Origin of the sequence: Paracoccus everestensis (assembly GCF_021491915.1) — a bacterium.
Taxonomy (GTDB): Bacteria; Pseudomonadota; Alphaproteobacteria; order Rhodobacterales; family Rhodobacteraceae; genus Paracoccus; species Paracoccus everestensis.
Genome location: NZ_CP090836.1, coordinates 1,694,416 through 1,712,017 on the forward strand (window position 1 = coordinate 1,694,416; position 17,602 = coordinate 1,712,017).

Below are 17,602 nucleotides of genomic sequence, written 5' to 3' on the forward strand. Positions count from 1 at the left end.
CGCAGGCAATCGCCCGCGCGGCCTTTCCTTTCCGGGGGATCGCCTTATTTCGGGGCGATCATCATCACCATCTGCCGGCCTTCCAGCTTTGGCATGGATTCGACCTTGCCCGCTTCGCCCACGTCGGTACGGACGCGGTTCAGCAGTTCCAGTCCCAGATCCTGGTGGGCCATCTCGCGACCGCGGAAGCGCAGGGTCACCTTGACCTTGTCGCCTTCCTCCAGGAACTTCATCACGGATCGCATCTTGACATCATAGTCATGGGTATCGGTTCCCGGACGGAACTTGATCTCCTTGATCTCGATGATCTTCTGCTTCTTGCGAGCCTCGGCCTCGCGCTTTTGCTGTTCATACTTGAACTTGCCCAAGTCCATGACCTTGCAGACCGGAGGGGTCGCGTTGGGCGAGATTTCGACCAGATCCAGCCCGGCGTCCTGCGCCATCTGCAACCCGACCGAGGGCGGAACCACGCCGACATTCTCTCCATCGGCGCCGATCAGGCGGATTTCGGACACGCGGATGCGTTCGTTCACGCGGGGTCCAGTATCACGGGTGGGCGGTGCGTTATGCGGTCGGCGGGCTATGGCTGTGCTCCTTTGATAGCCAAATCGGAATAGACGGAAAATAAGCGTCCAAACGGGATTGTTCAACTGGATTTGATGCTTTGCCCAAAGGCGGGGCCAAATCCCCCTGCCTTTGTGTGCGCCCGGCGCCTTTTCCGTGCCTCGCCCCTGTGCCATAGCTGGCGAAACGTCTGCAAGGAACCGTCCGCCATGCGCATTCTACTGGCCCTGATCGTGATTCTGACCCTTGGCCTGGGAGGATGGTGGATCTGGCAAGACGGTCGGCTGGCGCAAGACGTGCCCGCACCTGACGCGCCAGTGGCGGCCGACACCGACGCAGCCCCTTCCGCAGCCACCCAGGCGACCGAGGCTGCGGCCGACGCCGCAGCCGATGCCGCAGCCATCGCCGCCGATGTGGCGGCAGAGGCGGTCGAAGCGTCAGAGGAGGCGGGCGTGGCCCCCGTCAGCGACGCGGCAGCCGAAGCGGAGGCCGCAGCCGAGGCTGCGTTGGAGGCTGCGGATCGTGCGGCAGATGCGGCAGCCACCGCCGCCAGTGGCGCCGTCGCCCCCGTGGCCCAGGCGGTCCAGGATGCCGCACAGGCCGCGAATGATGCAGCTGCCGCGACGGACCAGGCCGCAACCGCTGCCGTTGCCGCGACGCGCATTCAGTCGCTGTTGACGCCCGAAGGGTTTGACGCGGCCCAGGTCGCCCGGATCATCGACGACGCCGCCCTTGGCGATGCGCAGAAAGCCACGCTGAAACGGCTGGTCGAAACCGCCCGGTCCAACCCGGATCTGCTGAGGCAGGCCCTGGATCAGGTCAAGGCCGTGATGCCGTGACAGCCCATCCGCCGCTGGCGGCCTTTCTGAAATCGCGCCCCCCCGTTCTGGACCGCGGTCCCATCGCCATCATCCTGATCGAAGACGATGCGGCGGTCGAGGAAACCCTGCGCCACCACCTTGGCCTCGGGTTCCGGCATATCCTGGCCTTGTCGCCCGATCCTGTCACCCTGCCCCCGGACCTGGCGGGCCGCATCACCAACCTGCACTGGAACGCCCGCGATGCCATGGCCCATCAGGGCGCAGTCAATGCGGTGATCGCTGCCGTCCCTGCAGGAACCTGGCTTTATTACTGCTACAACGCAGAATTCCTGTTCTTTCCCTTTTCGGAAACCCGCAGCGTGGCCGAGCTTCTGGCCTTTCACGCCGAGGAACGGCGCAGCGCCATGCTGACCTATGTCATCGACCTTTACTCGACAAACCTGACACGCGATCCGAACGCGGTCAGCCTGACAGAGGCGATGTTCGACCGTGCGGGGTATTTCGCGCTTGGCCGCAAGGGACCGGATGGGCAGCCGCTGGACCGGCAACTGGATTTTCATGGCGGTCTGCGGTGGCGGTTCGAGGAACACGTCGCCCCCGCCCGCCGCCGCATCGACCGCATCGCCCTGTTCCGCGCGGCGCCCGGCCTGCACCTGGAAGCCGACCACAGGTTCGGCATTCCCGAATACAACACCTATGCCTGCCCCTGGCACAACAACCTGACCGCCGCCATTGCATCATTCCGCGCCGCCAAGGCCCTGGCCACGAATCCCGGTTCCCGGGAAGCAGTGGGCAGTTTTCAGTGGCGGAACTCGGAACGCTTCCAATGGAACGCGCAGCAACTGATGGATCTGGGGCTGATGGAACCGGGACAATGGTTCTAGCCGCAAGAGGATAGGACGTCATAGTCCTGGCGGTGAGCCTTTCCACCACCAGCCTAACACCCTGCCCGCCTTTGACATCATCTTGCCTTGCAATCATTCGCCCGGTGTTGCTGCAGGCCGTCAGTGAGCAAAGCCGCTGATCCTGGGCAGCCAGGTGGACAGCGCGGGCACAAAGGTCAGGATCAGCAGCGACACGATTGCCGCAAGGAAGAAGGGCGGCAATTCGCGGACCAGCGCGGACGGCTTTTGCTTGGTCGCCGAGGCAACCACGAAAATGAGTCCCCCCACTGGCGGGGTCATAAGCCCGAACGTCAGGTTGACGATGACGATGATGGCAAAGTGATCCGGCGCGATGCCGAGGTTATGGGCGATGGGCGCCAGAATCGGAACCAGGATCATCACACCGGGCAAGGGATCCATGAACATCCCGAAGAACAGCAGCAGCAGGTTGACCATCAGCAGAAAGGCGACGGGCGACAGGTCCATCGCGATCACGGCACTGGCCATGGCTTGCGGGACGCCCTCGATGATCAGCACCCATGCAAAGGCACGGGCTGCCGCCAGGATCATCAGCACGGCGACCGACATGATGGCCGAACGCAGGAACGCGCCCCACAGGTCGGCAAAGGTGAAACCGCGATAGATGACCGCGCTTGCAACGATTGCGTAGAAGACCGCCACCACCGACGCCTCGGTCGGCGTGAAGATGCCGCCGCGGATGCCGCCAACGATGGTGACGATCAAAAGCAGCGCGGGAAGCGCGGCTATGGTGTTGCGCACCATCTGCGAGGCAGGGGGACGCGTCTCAAGGCTGCGATAGTTGCGCTTGCGGCTGATCCACCAGTTCACGCCGGCGATGAGGCCAGAGATCAGCAGGCCCGGCAGAAGTCCCGCCATGAACAGCGACCCGACCGATACATTGCGGTCCTGCAGCGCATAGATGATCATCGTGATCGACGGCGGTATGATCGGGTCCACGACAGCCACCGAAATCGTCAGCGCGCCAGCATAAGCCTTGGAATAGCCGCTGCGCTCCATCATCCGGGCCATCATCGCCCCCGGGCCTGCCGCCGACGCCAGAGCCGAGCCTGAAATACCAGCAAACAGAGTTCCGGTCAGAACGTTTGCATAGCCCAGGCCGCCGCGCAGATGCCCCACGAATTGCGATGCGAACCGCATCAACATACGCGATATTGCGCCCGTGGACATGATCTCGGCCGCAAGGATGAAAAACGGGACGGCCAAAAGCGGAAAGCTGTCGAGACCGGTGAACATCTCCTTCACGACGACGACCATGGGGTAGCGTCCGTCGATGGCCACCGCCGCAAAGGCCGCCATGGCAAGGCTGAATGCGACGGGCACCCCCATGATCATCAGGATCAGGAATGCGGCGATCATGATCTCAGCCAAGGGCACTCTCTTCCGGGTGTTCCATGCCAGCACGCAAATAGCGGGGCGCCATCAGGACAAGATGAACGATCATCAGCAGAAAGCCGGCTGGCATTGCCGCATAGACCCACTTCATTGGAACTTGCAATGCGGCCGACCGCTGGACTGCCATGCGATTCATGTAGTCGACCCCGACCCACACCATGAAGCCGAAGAACCCCAGCAGAACCAACAGGATCAGCACGCGCAGTGCGCGCTGCAACGGTCCCGGCAGCGCATCCTGCGCATTGGTGATGGCTGCGTGCGCGCCCTCGCGAAGCGCAAGGCCGCTGCCGAGGAAGGTCAGCCAGATCATCGAATAACGCGCCACCTCGTCTGCCCAGCTCAGGGAATTGCCTGTGAGATAGCGGCCAAGCACATTCCAGCCAAGAATGACCGACATCGCCATCAGCCCAAGCACCAACACAGTGCCGTTCAGCGTCACAAAGGCATTTTCGAGGCGGCGCATCTGATCACTCAAAGGCCTGGATGCGGTCCATAAGCTCCTTGCCGAACTGTGCCTCATAGGCCTTGTAGGGCTCGGCAAGCGCCTCACGGAAGGCCGCCTTCTGCTCGGCCGATAGTTCGTTCACCGTCATGCCGGCCTCCTGCATCCGGGCGACACCGGATGCGTCCACCTCATCGACATAGGCCCGCATGGCGAAAACGGCGTCGTCGGCGGCTTTCTCGAAGGCGGCTTTCTGCTCGTCATCCAGGTTCCCCCAGAGCGAGGGGGAAATCAGGATGATCGTCGAGGAATAGACGTGCCCGTCCAGCGTCAGGTTCTTCTGAACCTCGTTCAGCTTGGCCGAGACAATGACCGAAAGCGGGTTTTCCTGGCCATCGATTGCCCCTTGCTGAAGCGCGCCGATCACCTCGGGCCATGCCATGGGTGTGGGTGCTGCGCCCAGGGCGCGGAACGCCTCGATATGGACCGGGTTCTCCATGGTGCGGATCTTCAGGCCCTCAAGATCGGCCGGCGTCTCGATGGGGCCGCGGTTGCTGGTGATGTGGCGAAAGCCCTGTTCCCCCCAGGCAAGCGCGTGCAGGCCTGCGTTCTCGAACTTGGCAAGCATCTCGTCGCCGATTTCGCCATCAAGGACCGCACGGGCATGGTCCTTGTCGCGCAGAAGGAACGGGATGCCCAGAACGCCGACTTCGGGAACAAAGTTCGACAGCGTTCCATCCGAGGCGATCGTCATCTCGACCGTGCCGAGTTGCAGCCCTTCCAGAACCTCGCGTTCACCCCCAAGGCCAGAGGACGGGAAGTGGCGGAAGGTGAACTGGTCACCAAGGCTGTTCTTCAAGGACTCCTCGAACGCCTTGGCCCCGGCGCCATAATGGCTGTCCTCGGCCAGCGCATAGCCGATCTTGATTTCCTGTGCAGCGGCAGGCGCTGCCAAGACCAAGCCAAGAACAGCGGCAGCAACAAAATTCTTCATATCTCAGGTCCCTCCCTCGGATCGGGCAAAACTAGCTTTAGCCGCCCGGGATGCGCAACCTGTGAACGCAACAATAAACCGGAACGGCGTCCGTAATTCTGCAAGGGCATCAAAGGTGAACACCTTTTTTCAACAGATCAATCCTCCACTTTCTGCTAGGTTGCCCATCAGGCCCGGCGGGGAGAGGCTGGGACAATCTAGTCACCGAAGGAGAGGCTCATGGCAAATACACAAGGCGTGCTTATTCATCCCGCAGTCGACAACGGGATAAAGCGTGGGAACCCGGATTTTTCCGGCGGCGTCCTGACCTGCAAATGCGCGACGAAGCCAGTCAAGGTCCGGGTCGGCGCGCAGACCGCCCATAACCACGTTTGCGGCTGCACGAAATGCTGGAAGCCCGACGGGGCGGTCTTCAGCCAGGTGGCCGTCGTGTCGCGCGACGCGGTCCAGGTTCTGGAAAACGGCGACAAGCTGCAGATCGTCAACAAGGACGCGCCCATCCAGCGTTACGCCTGCACCGGCTGCGGCGTTCATATGTATGGCCGGATCGAGAACAAGGACCATCCGTTCTATGGACTGGACTTTGTCCATACCGAACTGTCGAACGAAGCCGGCTGGTCGGCCCCCGAGTTCGCGGCCTTTGTCAGCTCGGTCATCGAGTCGGGCGTTGCTCCGTCCCGAATGGAGGGCATCCGGGCGCGGCTGCGCGAGTTGGGGCTTACTCCCTATGATACATTGTCGCCGCCCCTGATGGACGCCATCGCGACCCATGTGGCCAAGCGTCAGGCGAAACCAGCACCCGCCGCGGCAACGCAGAACGTGTCACCGGCGCCCGCCGAGACACGGCAAAGCGCCTCGGCCCCGCCGCAGCATAAATCCGCCCCGCCGCCCCCTGCCAAAGAAAGCGGGTCGATCTTCGGCCGGTTGCTGAGCAAACTTTTTAGTGGCGGCCAGCGATAGGAGAATAGGCATAGCGCTGGACGACGAAATTGGCGTGGCCAATCTCGTCGTCCAGACCGCGACCCATTGAATTTCCGCGCCAAAATTAGGAATGTCGCGGCGAGGGCGACGGCTCAGGAGACGCTTTCTGGACAATAATCGCGGTTCCACCGTTCAACAGCGGCTACCAGTGGCGGTGCCGCGAATGGTCCAAACCCCATCGCAGCTTTCGCCTTGAGCCAAGTCAACTTGCTGATACCGGCATGGGCCTGCGCAACTGAGAGCGGCAGGTATTCATCCCCCGCCCGATGTTCTGACGACCCTCAGTCAGACCTGGTTTCCAGCCTCCGCAATGGGAACAGCATATCGCTATAGGTCGGCGATGGAACAGCCTGATCCCTTGTTCAACCTTGCTATCCAATGTGCCGTCCCAGATTTATCGGCAGAGCAAGCAGCGCCGCATAGGCACCGAAGACTGCGGCAGCACATCAAGTCCACCGCCCCCTTTTCTGTGACCGGTTGCGGCTTATCTGACTCCTCAAAGGATACCTGATGCTGCTGAGCCTTCGTGACGTCACCAAGACCTATCCGGCCGCAACTGCACCGGTGCTGAGCGGTGTCTCCCTTGATCTGGAGCGAGGCCAGATGCTGGCGCTGACGGGCGAGTCCGGCTCGGGCAAAAGCACGCTGCTGCATCTGATCGGCGGGCTGGACACGGCCGATCAGGGCGTGGTGGCGATCGACGGCACCGATCTAACGCCGATGGACGATGCGGGACGCGCGGGCTTTCGACGTGGTGCCGTGGGCGTGATCTTTCAGCAGTTCAACCTCATCCCGTCGCTGACCGTGGCGGCAAACATCGCCTTCCAGGCGCGACTGGCGGGCCGCCATGACGCGGACCGCGCCAAGGCGCTGACCGCCCGGCTGGGATTGAACGATCACCTGCACAAGTATCCAGAACAGTTGTCCGGGGGCCAGCAGCAGCGGGTGGCGATCGCCCGCACGCTTGCGCCGCGCCCAGATCTCGTGTTGGCCGATGAGCCGACTGGCAATCTGGATGAAGCCACGGCGGACATCGTTCTGACCATGCTGCAGGAACTGGTCGAAGAAACGGGCGCAGGGTTGATCCTGGTCACCCATTCCGAACGGCTGGCGTCCCGTATGCCACGCCGGTTGCGCCTGCACGCGGGTCGTCTGGAGTGACTGCCGCGATCCTCTCGGCCCTCGCATCCCATTGGCGACGCAATCCCTTGCAACTGCTCACGCTTCTGGTCGGGCTGGCCCTCTCGACCGCCCTGTGGTCTGGGGTGCAGGCGATCAACGCCGAGGCGCGCGCCAGTTATGGGGCCGCAGCGGCAACCCTTGGCGAAGGCCAGTTCGCCCAGATCACGGCCCGGAACGGCGGGGCGATCCCTCAGCAAACCTATGTCGCGCTGCGACGGGCCGGATGGATGGTCTCGCCGGTGGTCGAGGGTCGCCTTGGCCCCGTGCGGATCTTGGGGCTGGAGCCTTTGACCGCCCCCGGTGACCTGGTTCCAGCCGGCCCCGAAAGCGGCGCCGATTTCCAGGCCTTCCTGTCCGCGCCCGGGCAGGTTTTTGCGCGCGAAGATACCCTCGCCCGACTGCCTGACCTCGACTCCGAGGCTGTTGTGTCCCCGGATGTCGCACCCGACACCGCGATTGCCGATATCGGACTGGCGCAGCGCCTGCTGAACCGACCCGGTCAGATCGACCGGCTGATCGTCCTTCCCAATCAGCCCCTGACCCGCCGCCCGCTGGCCGATGTGGCGCCCGACCTGACCGTGGTTGCGCCGCAGGGCGGCAACGATATCTCGCAACTGACGGACAGCTTTCACCTGAACCTGACCGCCTTTGGCCTGCTGTCCTTTGCCGTGGGATTGTTCATCGTGCATGGCGCCATTGGACTGGCCTTCGAGCAGCGCCGCGCGATGGTGCGCACGCTTCGGGCGCTTGGTGCGCCGCTGGGGCGGCTGATCGCGCTGATGGCCGCGGAGCTTGCGGTGCTGGCCCTTGTTGCAGGCCTGATCGGCGTGGCCTTGGGGTATCTCATCGCAGCGGCCCTGTTGCCAGACGTGGCGGCAACCTTGCGCGGGCTTTACGGTGCGGATGTCTCGGGTCAGATGACGCTGCGCCCGGTGTGGTGGCTATCGGGGCTGGCAATAGCATTGGTCGGCACGGCCGTGGCCGCAAGCGGGGCACTGTGGTCGCTTGCACGGATGCCGCTGCTCAGCGGAGCGCACGCGCGCGCCCTGACCATGTCCCACCGCCATGGAAGGCAGTCGGCGGTGGCGGCGGGCCTGCTTGTCATCGCTGCGGCACTGGCGATCGGGGGCCAGGGGCTGCAGGCCGGGTTCGCCATGCTGGGTGCCCTCCTGATCGGCGGCGCACTGGCCCTGCCCCCGGTGCTGACCTTGCTGTTGTCCTGGGCCGAGAGGCGCGCCAGGGCACCGGTGACACAATGGTTCTGGGCCGATACCCGCCAGCAGGTGCCGGGCCTTTCCCTGGCGCTGATGGCCCTGATGCTGGCGATGGCGGCCAATGTGGGCGTCTCGACGATGGTTTCCTCATTCCGGCTGACCTTTGTCGGATTCCTGGACCAGCGACTGGCGGCTGAACTGTATGTCAGGGTCGAAGATCCCGCGCAGGCCGACGCCATCACCGCAGCCGCAACCCGGCACGCCCATGCGATATTGCCGCTGCTGAGCGTGGATCGCCAAATCGCTGGCCTGCCAGGAGAGATCCTGGGCCAGCGCGATGATGCGACCTATCGCGACAACTGGCGGCTTCTGCGCGCGGTCCCCGATGCCTGGGACCGTCTGGCGCAGGGTGAAGGCGTGCTGATCAACGAGCAGATCTATCGGCGGGCGGATCTGGATTTGGGTACCGAGATCGCTGTGCCTGGGGATACGGGAATGCCGGATGTCACACTTCCGGTGCTGGGCGTTTACGGCGATTATGGCAACCCGGTCGGACAGGTCGTCCTGACCGAGACATTGTTTCGCAACCTGTTTCCGGATGCCACGGTCACGCAGTTCGGCCTGCGCGTCGATCCGGGTCGCGTCGATGCCTTGCGGGATCGCCTGAGCGCCGAAGCCGGAGTGGCCGAAAGCGCGATGATTGACCAGGCCGCGGTCAAGGCCGCCTCTCTGGCGGTCTTCGAGCGGACCTTTACCGTGACGGCCGCGCTGAATGTGCTGACCTTGGCGGTCGCGGGCTTTGCCATCCTGATGAGCCTTTTGACCCTGGCCGCGATGCGGCTGCCGCAACTGGCCCCGGTCTGGGCGCTTGGGTCGACGCGGCGCAGGCTGGCGGAGCTGGACCTGCTGCGGGCCTTGGTGCTGGCCACGCTGACCGGGGCACTGGCGCTGCCCTTGGGTTTGGCGCTGGCTTGGTCCCTGCTCGCCATCGTCAATGTCGAGGCCTTTGGCTGGCGGCTGCCGATGTATCTTTTCCCGCTCGACTACCTGCGGCTGGGGATGCTGACCCTTCTGGCGGCGGCGATTGCCGCGATATGGCCGGCATGGCGGCTGTCGCGCACACCGCCCGCGCAACTTCTGGGGGTATTCCGCCATGAACGTTAAAGCGTTAGTCCTTTTGCTGCTTTTCCCGGTTACGGCGCTGGCGCAAGGCTTTGCCGGTCTGGGCTCAGAAGCCGAGGATTTCGCACTGCCTATCCCCGGCACCGCGTTGGAGTTTCCGGCCGACCATGGCGCCCACCCCGCCTACAGGATCGAATGGTGGTATCTGACCGCCAACATGACCGGCCGTGACGGAACGCCATACGGCCTGCAATGGACGCTGTTCCGGTCCGCCCTGGCACCGCGCGACGGGGAAGGATGGGAAACGCCGCAGCTTTGGATGGGTCATGCGGCGGTCACCACGCCTGACGAGCATCATGTGGCGGAACGATTGGCCCGTGGGGGTATCGGCCAGGCGGGGGTGCAGGCCGATCCATTCTCGGCCTGGATCGACGACTGGGTCATGGAAGGGCCGGATTTCGATACCCTGCGCCTGACGGCGTCCGGATCTGACTTTGCCTATGACGTGCAGCTGCGCGCGTCCGGTCCCCTGGTCCGCCATGGGCAGGACGGCTATTCCGTCAAATCTGCCGCAGGACAAGCCAGCTACTATTATTCGCAGCCCTTCTTCAATCTGTCCGGCACGCTGTCCCTGCCGGATGGAGATGTTCCCGTGACCGGCACGGCATGGCTGGATCGGGAATGGTCATCGCAACCGCTGGCCGAAGATCAGCAGGGCTGGGACTGGTTCTCGTTGTCGTTTGATGATGGCGGCAAGCTGATGGGCTTTGTTCTGCGCGGCGCCAGTGACTATACCTCCGCGACCTGGATAGCCGCCGATGGACAGGCCACCCCCCTTCCCGATGGTGCCTTCACCGCCGCGCCGCTGTCTCGTCACAGCGTGGCCGGACGGCAAGTGCCGACGACATGGAAGGTCAGCTTGCCCGCGAAGGGTGTGGTGGTGACGGTGGAAGCCCTGAACCCCGATGCCTGGATGCAAACCTTGGTGCCATACTGGGAGGGGCCGGTGACCATCACGGGCAGCCACAGCGGCGCCGGCTATCTCGAGATGACAGGCTACGACTGATCAACGCCTTTTCATCCGATCCCGTGGGGAATGCCGCGCAAACGCATTCCCGGCTTCATCAATAGGCAACCGGCGCATCAGGGCGCTTTTTGAAATGGTGGATCAGCCCTTGTAGGGGACGACCTCATCCCTTCGGCCATACATACAATCAGCGGCCTGAGCGTGTGGATGATTTTGACGGTGCTGCCATGGTAGGCGAGAACCTCGGCAAGCTTCTTGTAAATCTCGGTGGTATTCGCTCCATCTCTCCCGGATTGTCCGGCCGAAGCGCGTCGATGTCCGCAGGATATCGTTGCTGGCAATCGCCCCGGCGGTGCCGGGTTTCCAAGGCTTGGCGTTCTTGCGGGGCGGCATGATCGCGGCGGCACCACGGGCAGCGATGGCCTCATGGCACTTGCGGGTGTCGAATGCGCCGTCGGCGGTGACGCTGGCGGTATCCCGCGCAGGGGGTCTGGTCGAGCAGTTCAGGCAGCACGGGCGCATCGCCGATGTCGCTTGTGATGCGCTCGGCCGCCCGGATATCCAGCGTCTTTTCATCGATCCCGATGTGGATCTTGCGCCGTGAGCCATGTCGCGCCACTGGTCCGAGCGGCCATGGCGAACCCGCCTTTTGGCGCCGCCATGTTTGCGCGCGTTCCACTCTCCTTCGCCTTCAGCCTTGATGCCGGTGATGTCCGCCAGCAGGTGCAAGGGGCCGTTTGTGCCGCGATAGGGGATGTTCACCTTCAGCATCCTTTTGTGATGACTGAGCGTGCTGAAGTTGGGCACGGTCCAGTCCAGGCCGATAAGTCGCACCAGGCTCTCGACGAACCCTGTGGTCTGCCTGGGCGCCATGCCGAACAGAACCTTTATTGTCAGGCAGGTCTGGATCACGGTCGCTGTAGTCACGCTGTCGGGCGCGCTTGCCGGTCGGACTCGCTTCCCGGGCCATGGCGAGATCGAACCAGATCAAACGGAGAGCCTCGGGGTCTGAGCACTTCGTTGTGGGCGGGCCAGTTTTTGGTCTTGTAGGTCGGAGGAGTCCGTCGGGCCATGCCGACTAGCTACCATCCCGGATACACCAGATGAATCCTATTGGCATTTGTGCATGTATGGATGCTCCCGTTGGTGGATGTTGTTTTTGAACGGCTCGATCGTGTGATCGGGTGCGGTCATGTATCAGGCCTCTTGTTGCGGCGCTGATGGAGCCGCGAGCCGGTATGGCGATGCGCGGATCAGAAGCATATCAACAGATCGAACTCGATGGCTCCTGCACAAAGTCTGCTTTCCCTGACCCGGATCTGATCGATCCTTTGCCCTTACTGTTCAGTGACCTCCTCACCCCCCCCGACGTGCCGGAACGCAATGGCCGGCGCGGTGCGGTATGCCATCGTCGTCACCAGGTTCCGGTAATCCTCCTGCTTCATCATCATGGCCCAGAGACCGCGCGCCATCTTGTTTGCCAGCGCGATCGCGGCGACCATGCGTGGCTTGCGGGCCAGCGGGCGCTTCAGCCAACCATTATTCGGGGTGTCAAATCGCTCGACCGCCTGCAGCATGTCAAACGAACTGAAGAATTGACCCCTTTGGCGACGTGAAGAACTGACCCCCTCTCATGAATGGCTGGCATTGTCAGTTTCGAACCCGGCCCCGGCCTTTTGCAGGAGACCAGACCTGCGCTTTTCGCGAAGACGGTAGCTGTCACCGCGGATAGTGATCACCGTTAAATGATGCAGCAGCCTGTCAAGAATTGCCGTTGCAACCACAGGGTCACCAAACACACTGCCCCATTCGCCGACAGAACGGTTCGAGGTGATCAGGATCGAGCCTTTCTCGTAACGGCGCGAGATCCGCTGGAAGAACAGGTGGGCGGCGTTGGCCTCAAAGGGTAGGTAACCCAACTCGTCAATGATCAGAAGCTTGGGCCGGCTGAGCTGCGTCAGCTGCTTTTCGAGAAGGCCGTCGTCATGACCCTTGGCCAGCATTGCCACAAGGGTGGCCGCAGTCACAAACTGCACCGAGTGGTTCTGCCGGATCGCTTCTCGTCCTAAGGCGACAGCCAGATGATCTTGTACCGATAGCGCAAGGCTTTTTTCGGCTATGCCGCAATGGAAACTCGATTGACGCGCCGTGTGGCACGGATGCTTTCGGATACGGTGTAGCGCTCGGTGATCAGGGCCTTTGCCTCGGCAAGAGAGATCTCGCGCCCGTCTCGGTCACGCAAGATATATGGCTTCCCAGTTCGCAAAACGTGGAAGATGCGGCTGACGAGCCGATTGGCGACGGCGCAGAGGGCTTGCTTGTGGTGGTGGCTCCGGTGGGTCATCATCTTGCAGTAGACCTCGGCAAGATCAGGATCGATCTTTCGGGCGGCGTCGGCTGCCAGCATAAGAGCACGCTTGATCCGATCATTGCCGCCTTGGGTGATCTTCTGGCCTGGCCTTTCGGTGCCGCCGCTGTCCGAACGGCGCGGAAACAGACCGCAGAAGCCGCGAATGTGTCGCTCAGATTGGAAGCGGTCGGCACAATGGAGCACCCCCAGCAGCACGGGTGCCAGATGGCGACCGATGCCGGGGATGGTGCGCAGGACATCTTCGGGCTGCAATTCGCAGTAAATTGCCTCGATCTTGAGCGTCAACTGGTCCCGAGCGAGCATGTTGACCTTCATGACATCAATCTCGATGCAGATCTCGGCCTGCAGTTCAGTAAAGTCGAGATGATCGCGATGAAGGGCAAGGGCTTCCCGGGCGGCCTGGCGGAGCCCTTCGATAAGCGCATCAACAAAGGCACCGCTATGAGGATGATTTCCGCTGGCATGCAGGGCAATGAAGCGTGCGATCGTAGACCTTCGCGCCTTGAGGACTACCTCCGGATCGACCCAATGCTGCAGAAGCGCCATGGCGAGCCGGGTGCCGAAGTCTGGCAGCACGCGCTCGAGAAGCGGGGATGCCCATCGAACGAGATCGAGAAGCCGACGCTTGGCTGAGGCAACGGCATCCTGGAAGCGGCTGCGCTGCTTGGTAAGACGCTGCAAGGCATGGCTCTTCGGGGCTGGGATATGAACCGGATCGAGCCTCGGCCCTCCGAAGCTCGGAATGGCAGCCAAGACATGCGCATCCGCCAGATCGGTCTTGGCGTGTTCAGACAGGTAGCGGCGCAGGGCCTTCACCCGCTTGCCTTTGACGCGCGCGACTGCGACGCCGACATCGGCGAGCCGGTGGGCAACCGGAAACCAGCTCATGCCGGTGGGTTCCATGATCGCCTGCACGCAGTCATCCGGGCCTATATCGGAGATTGCGCGCGCAACGAAAGCGTCTAGGGAGCAAGGGTTGTGACGGAACCGTATGGGCCGGCCGACAGGCTGGCCATTGTCGTAGATCTGGGCGACATGATCACCTCGGATGGCGAGGTCTATTCCAATCGTTCTGTTGATCATTGCTAGGATCCTTGTTGGTGAAGAACCACGCGTCGCCAGCACAGTCAGGTATGTCATTCGTGGCCTATGCTTCCGGCGGGAAGCGACACCACAATCGTGTTACACTTGCCTCGTCGACGCGGCCGGATCGGGATTATGATTTCACGGTCACGAGACGATCTTCGGATCTCTCAGGGTCTTCGACCCGAACCGGCCCGGTTCGCGTCGACACATTGACCCGGTTCCAGAATATCGGGAACCGGATCTGATCCGCGATCACCTCGTCGAAGCAAGATCAGCACTGTCTTCCCCGTGGCATCAGACCCGGCCCGCTATGGATACCTGCGTTTTCCCGGTCGCGGGCGGCCCCAGAAGCAGTGTCGTGTCGCCATGCGCGATCCACCGGCTGGTCGCGAGTTAGCGGATCTGCCCCGGATCCAGCGAAGGCCACGCTTCGAACTCGAAGCCCGCGAGTTCACGCACAAACGGAAACTGCGCGAGCTTGCTTGCCATGGATATGCGCCGCTCGTCGCGCCGGGCGGGCTCGCGCCGGACCAGAAAGGCCAGGGACTCGCGCAAGGTCATGTCAGCCCGTGCGGCTTCGTCCAGCAGGGTGTCGAGCTGGTCCCAAGTGGCCGTGAGCTTGAGCCGGTCGAGCATTGCCAGCAGTGTTCGTGATCAACCGCTGTCATCACCAGCCTCCTCCGACAACCGCTTCATACGCGGCAAGCGGGCGCAGCAAGGCAGGTGTCTGGATGCTCGGTGCCGGCTCCTCCTGGATCGGTCCGCCTCCAACCACATCGATCAGGTGCGCCTTGTCGGTGACCCATTGACGGCGGCTCTGACAAACCGGATGGTCGGCCACCACGTTGCCGGCATGACGCACGATCATGCGGCCAGCAAGGACCAGGACCGCACGGTCTCGCCGACCAGGCGCCAGGGCACCGAGTAGCTGTTAGTATCTAGGTCGATTGCGCAGTCGGGACGAACCTTGCGGATCAGGTCACGCAACTGACCAAACGGAGCCCGACTGGACCTGTCGCGGCTTGGTGGCGCTCCTTTGATAGCACAATGTGCGGCAAAGGAGATGAACCCTGGGCACAGGCAGGACGGATGAGTTTCGCAAGGATGCGGTGCGCATTGCACGGACGAGCGGGCTTTCGCGACGTCAGATTGCGGATGATCTGGGGGTCGGCGTGTCGACCTTGAACCCATGGGGGAACGCCCATCGCGACACGGATGTGGTCTCAGCAGAGGACCGCGAGCTTGCCCGGAGAATAACGGCTTGGGCGCGAGATCCGCATCCTCAAGGATTTGAGCCGGATCCGCGAAACAGTCTGGGGGATTGTTTCCCCGGCGAAAGGGGGAGATCCTGGAAAAAAGCCACCCAGTTCTTCGCGAGCCAAAAGCCGTGCGGTTCAGGTTCGTCGAAGAGCAGCGTGGGGCCTTCCCGATCGACCGGCTGTGCCAGGTGAGGAATGTCAGCCCCCGCGGGCTGCGGGCCTTTTGCAGCCGCCCGGCCAGTCGCTGGCAGCGCATGGACATGGTTGTTCTTGCCCCTGTCAAGGAACAGTCGCGTCTGAGCCTGGGCAGCCATGGCCGTCCCCGGATGACTGAGGAACTGAAGGAAGTTGGCATCGATGTAGGCCATCGCCGGGGCGGGCGACTGATGCGGGAGAACGGGATCGTCGTTGAAAGAACGCGCAAATTCAAGGCGACCACGGACAGCAATCACGCCTTCAACAGCGCGCCGAACCCGGCTTGGATCGTGACTTCATGGCAGATCGGCCCGACCAGAACCGAAAGACCGCGCAGCGACATGGGCGGGCGACATCAGCTACATCTGGACCCGCGAGGGTTGGCTGCATCTGGCGCTCGACCATGGTCCTCGGACCGGTGGCGGACATGGCCTCGCTCCTGGACCTGCACTGCCGGCGCGTGATCGGCTGGGCCGCGAGCCAACCGCAGGAAACGCGATCTGGCGATCCGGGCATTGAGAATGGCCATCGCCCTGCGATCACCGCCGCGGGGCCGCGTCTTCCACGAGCTGACGCGGCTCGCAACACTGTTCGCATGACTACCGGAAGGTCCCGCGCGAACATGGCCTGCAAGCGTCGCTGAGCGGCAAAGGCAACTGTTACGACAATGCCGCCGTCGAACCTTTCTTCAAAACCATCAAGGCCGAACTGATCGGGCGCAGGTCGTGGGAAACGCGTCGCCAGGCTGAGACAGCCATCTTCCAATACATCAACGGCTTTTATAACTCGCGCCGTCGGCATTCAGCATCGGGAGGAAAAACCCCCTTGGCCCTTGAGCGCCAAGCAGCCTGAACGAGCACCAGAGCAGCACAAATACGGGACAGGGCCAATGCGCGCTAAGCGACACCATGGCAAGGGAACCACAAACCTACATGAAATGCAACTGTAGTACTAGATCCCGTTGCATTCAATCGACCTCATGCCCTGCGGCTTTGAAGTAGTTGTAGCATTCCTCGTCGGAGAAGAGGTCGCAGACCTTGCCAACCGCCGCCCAAAGCTGATCGTAGGTTCGGGCGGCGGCTTTTCTGATCAGCGCCTTGAGTTTGGAGAAGGCCATTTCGATCGGGTTGAGGTCAGGACTGTATGGCGTCCGGCGCAGGAACCACGCGCCGACATCGCGCAGCGCTGCCGCTGCGGCAGGACTTTTATGGCTGGAAAGGTTGTCCAGAATGACAACGTCGCCGGGATGGAGTGTCGGGACCAACTGGGTTTTGGGATAAAGGTTGAACATCTCGGCGTTCATTGCCCCATCGATCACCCAAGGCGCGTCCAACCGGTCATGGCGCAGAGCTGCAATGAAGGTCTGGCTCCGCCAATGTCCGAACGGCGCATGATCGACGAGGCGCTGCCCACAAGGCGCCCAGCCGGTGGTCTTGGTCATGTTCGTCTTGATTCCGTTCGGCGTGGCCCTCGGACCGGTGGCGGGCTCACGCCTCACCATCAAGGAAAGCCAGCCGCTCTAGGTGATTGGCCATGAAAGGCTGGCGCCTCGCGATCCAGACATGACGCAGGCCAGCGACGCCCTGGCGCTTCTGTTCAAGCGCCTGCAGGGCTTTTTTGTGTGTCAGTCCGAGCCCGCGCAACACCCGCCAGACGGTGGCACGGTGGACGGCGATGCCGTGGGTTTTTGCCAGTTCGACCACCAACTCATCAAGCGTTATCTCACCTTTGGCCGTAACACGCGCCTTGAGCCAACTGGTCACGCCGGCGAGCTTGCCATGTCCCCCACCATTGCCTTGCCGCCTCGGCCTCAGCAACCCGGTCTCGCGCCGCAGCTTCACCAGATCGTTGACGAATTTGGGCGACACTCGAAAGTGCCGCGCCACCTCGCGATGCCTGTGGCCTTCATCCACATACGCGACACCCCGCGTCCGAAGCTCCATTGGATGTGGCTTGCCCATCAACTAACCCATACCTGCCTCAGCAAAAGGGAAGCACATCCCAAGAAACGGGGAATCCTGAATCT

The 17,602-nt window shown here is 62.6% G+C and carries 14 protein-coding genes and 5 pseudogenes; 7 read left to right on the forward strand and 12 right to left on the reverse strand.

Translation table 11 applies throughout. The annotated features are described in order from the left end of the window. Positions 1 to 44: 44 nt before the first annotated feature. Positions 45 to 533: a translation initiation factor IF-3 gene (infC, locus tag LZ585_RS08410; protein WP_234853167.1), complete on the reverse strand. Its 489-nt coding sequence runs from the start codon at positions 531 to 533 to the stop codon at positions 45 to 47. Between the two features lie 240 nt (positions 534 to 773). Between infC and LZ585_RS08415 the strand changes: the two genes are divergently transcribed. Together LZ585_RS08415 and LZ585_RS08420 are read left to right on the forward strand one after the other, a co-directional pair. After that, positions 774 to 1,403, forward strand: a complete 630-nt coding sequence (locus LZ585_RS08415) for a hypothetical protein (RefSeq protein ID WP_234853168.1) — start codon at positions 774 to 776, stop codon at positions 1,401 to 1,403. After that, positions 1,400 to 2,269: a glycosyltransferase family 2 protein gene (locus LZ585_RS08420; protein WP_234853169.1), complete on the forward strand. Its 870-nt coding sequence runs from the start codon at positions 1,400 to 1,402 to the stop codon at positions 2,267 to 2,269. The genes LZ585_RS08415 and LZ585_RS08420 overlap by 4 nt, the downstream gene beginning before the upstream one ends. 120 nt (positions 2,270 to 2,389) lie before the next feature. On the opposite strand, the gene LZ585_RS08425 is transcribed toward LZ585_RS08420, so the two are convergent. From LZ585_RS08425 to LZ585_RS08435, 3 genes are read right to left on the reverse strand one after another with little or no spacing between them, the layout of a single operon-like run. Continuing rightward, the gene (locus tag LZ585_RS08425; RefSeq protein ID WP_315857587.1) at positions 2,390 to 3,679 is read right to left on the reverse strand and encodes a TRAP transporter large permease; all 1,290 of its coding nucleotides are present in this window, start codon (positions 3,677 to 3,679) and stop codon (positions 2,390 to 2,392) included. Further along, positions 3,672 to 4,178: a TRAP transporter small permease gene (locus LZ585_RS08430; protein ID WP_234853171.1), complete on the reverse strand. Its 507-nt coding sequence runs from the start codon at positions 4,176 to 4,178 to the stop codon at positions 3,672 to 3,674. Before LZ585_RS08430 ends, LZ585_RS08425 begins: the two co-directional genes overlap by 8 nt. Continuing rightward, on the reverse strand, positions 4,171 to 5,139 hold the full coding sequence (locus LZ585_RS08435; RefSeq protein WP_234853172.1) for a TRAP transporter substrate-binding protein: 969 nt from the start codon (positions 5,137 to 5,139) through the stop codon (positions 4,171 to 4,173). Before LZ585_RS08435 ends, LZ585_RS08430 begins: the two co-directional genes overlap by 8 nt. A 219-nt stretch (positions 5,140 to 5,358) precedes the next feature. Between LZ585_RS08435 and gfa the strand changes: the two are divergent. From gfa to LZ585_RS08455, 4 genes and pseudogenes are all read left to right on the forward strand, one after another. Next, positions 5,359 to 5,937, forward strand: a pseudogene (gene gfa, locus LZ585_RS08440) (S-(hydroxymethyl)glutathione synthase); the annotation flags it as partial. Positions 5,938 to 6,630: 693 nt separating this feature from the next. Beyond that, positions 6,631 to 7,281 (forward strand): ABC transporter ATP-binding protein, encoded by a 651-nt coding sequence (locus tag LZ585_RS08445; RefSeq protein ID WP_234853173.1) that lies wholly within the window; start codon positions 6,631 to 6,633, stop codon positions 7,279 to 7,281. Next, complete coding sequence (locus LZ585_RS08450) at positions 7,278 to 9,680, forward strand: FtsX-like permease family protein (RefSeq protein WP_234853174.1); 2,403 nt, start codon at positions 7,278 to 7,280, stop codon at positions 9,678 to 9,680. The genes LZ585_RS08445 and LZ585_RS08450 overlap by 4 nt, the downstream gene beginning before the upstream one ends. Next, positions 9,670 to 10,704, forward strand: coding sequence for a lipocalin-like domain-containing protein (locus LZ585_RS08455; RefSeq protein WP_234853175.1), 1,035 nt, complete (start codon positions 9,670 to 9,672; stop codon positions 10,702 to 10,704). The genes LZ585_RS08450 and LZ585_RS08455 overlap by 11 nt, the downstream gene beginning before the upstream one ends. Before the next feature lie 102 nt (positions 10,705 to 10,806). Here the strand turns inward: LZ585_RS08455 and LZ585_RS08460 are convergent, their stop codons facing one another. The 6 genes and pseudogenes from LZ585_RS08460 to LZ585_RS08485 all read right to left on the reverse strand — a co-directional run. Continuing rightward, complete coding sequence (locus LZ585_RS08460) at positions 10,807 to 11,577, reverse strand: IS5 family transposase (RefSeq protein WP_234853176.1); 771 nt, start codon at positions 11,575 to 11,577, stop codon at positions 10,807 to 10,809. A gap of 497 nt (positions 11,578 to 12,074) precedes the next feature. Further along, positions 12,075 to 12,224, reverse strand: a pseudogene (locus LZ585_RS08465) (IS110 family transposase); the annotation flags it as partial. Positions 12,225 to 12,296: 72 nt separating this feature from the next. After that, a pseudogene (locus LZ585_RS08470) lies at positions 12,297 to 12,749 on the reverse strand (ATP-binding protein); the annotation flags it as partial. A gap of 32 nt (positions 12,750 to 12,781) precedes the next feature. Further along, positions 12,782 to 14,119, reverse strand: a complete 1,338-nt coding sequence (locus LZ585_RS08475) for an IS110 family RNA-guided transposase (RefSeq protein WP_234853177.1) — start codon at positions 14,117 to 14,119, stop codon at positions 12,782 to 12,784. A 396-nt stretch (positions 14,120 to 14,515) separates the two neighbouring features. Then, positions 14,516 to 14,758, reverse strand: a complete 243-nt coding sequence (locus LZ585_RS08480; RefSeq protein WP_315857588.1) for an ATP-binding protein — start codon at positions 14,756 to 14,758, stop codon at positions 14,516 to 14,518. 31 nt (positions 14,759 to 14,789) lie between these two features. Further along, positions 14,790 to 15,142, reverse strand: a pseudogene (locus LZ585_RS08485) (Mu transposase domain-containing protein); the annotation flags it as partial. A 50-nt stretch (positions 15,143 to 15,192) separates the two neighbouring features. Here LZ585_RS08485 and LZ585_RS08490 point away from each other — a divergent pair. Continuing rightward, a pseudogene (locus LZ585_RS08490) lies at positions 15,193 to 16,428 on the forward strand (IS3 family transposase). A gap of 115 nt (positions 16,429 to 16,543) precedes the next feature. On the opposite strand, the gene LZ585_RS08495 reads toward LZ585_RS08490, so the two are convergent. Both LZ585_RS08495 and LZ585_RS08500 read right to left on the reverse strand, forming a co-directional pair. After that, positions 16,544 to 17,077 carry an IS630 family transposase gene (locus LZ585_RS08495; protein ID WP_256445605.1) on the reverse strand — a complete coding sequence of 178 codons (534 nt, stop codon included), beginning with the start codon at positions 17,075 to 17,077 and terminating at the stop codon, positions 16,544 to 16,546. Next, positions 17,064 to 17,537, reverse strand: a complete 474-nt coding sequence (locus LZ585_RS08500; protein ID WP_234853179.1) for a winged helix-turn-helix domain-containing protein — start codon at positions 17,535 to 17,537, stop codon at positions 17,064 to 17,066. Before LZ585_RS08500 ends, LZ585_RS08495 begins: the two co-directional genes overlap by 14 nt. Positions 17,538 to 17,602 lie beyond the last annotated feature (65 nt).

Excerpts from the sequence above, each read along its gene's own strand:
- LZ585_RS08415 (WP_234853168.1), top strand. The coding sequence starts at position 774 with ATGCGCATTCTACTGGCCCTGATCGTGATTCTGACCCTTGGCCTGGGA.
- LZ585_RS08435 (WP_234853172.1), bottom strand. The coding sequence starts at position 5,139 with ATGAAGAATTTTGTTGCTGCCGCTGTTCTTGGCTTGGTCTTGGCAGCG.
- LZ585_RS08445 (WP_234853173.1), top strand. The coding sequence starts at position 6,631 with ATGCTGCTGAGCCTTCGTGACGTCACCAAGACCTATCCGGCCGCAACT.
- LZ585_RS08455 (WP_234853175.1), top strand. The coding sequence starts at position 9,670 with ATGAACGTTAAAGCGTTAGTCCTTTTGCTGCTTTTCCCGGTTACGGCG.
- LZ585_RS08475 (WP_234853177.1), bottom strand. The coding sequence starts at position 14,119 with ATGATCAACAGAACGATTGGAATAGACCTCGCCATCCGAGGTGATCAT.
- LZ585_RS08480 (WP_315857588.1), bottom strand. The coding sequence starts at position 14,758 with ATGCTCGACCGGCTCAAGCTCACGGCCACTTGGGACCAGCTCGACACC.
- LZ585_RS08495 (WP_256445605.1), bottom strand. The coding sequence starts at position 17,077 with ATGGTGAGGCGTGAGCCCGCCACCGGTCCGAGGGCCACGCCGAACGGA.
- LZ585_RS08500 (WP_234853179.1), bottom strand. The coding sequence starts at position 17,537 with ATGGGCAAGCCACATCCAATGGAGCTTCGGACGCGGGGTGTCGCGTAT.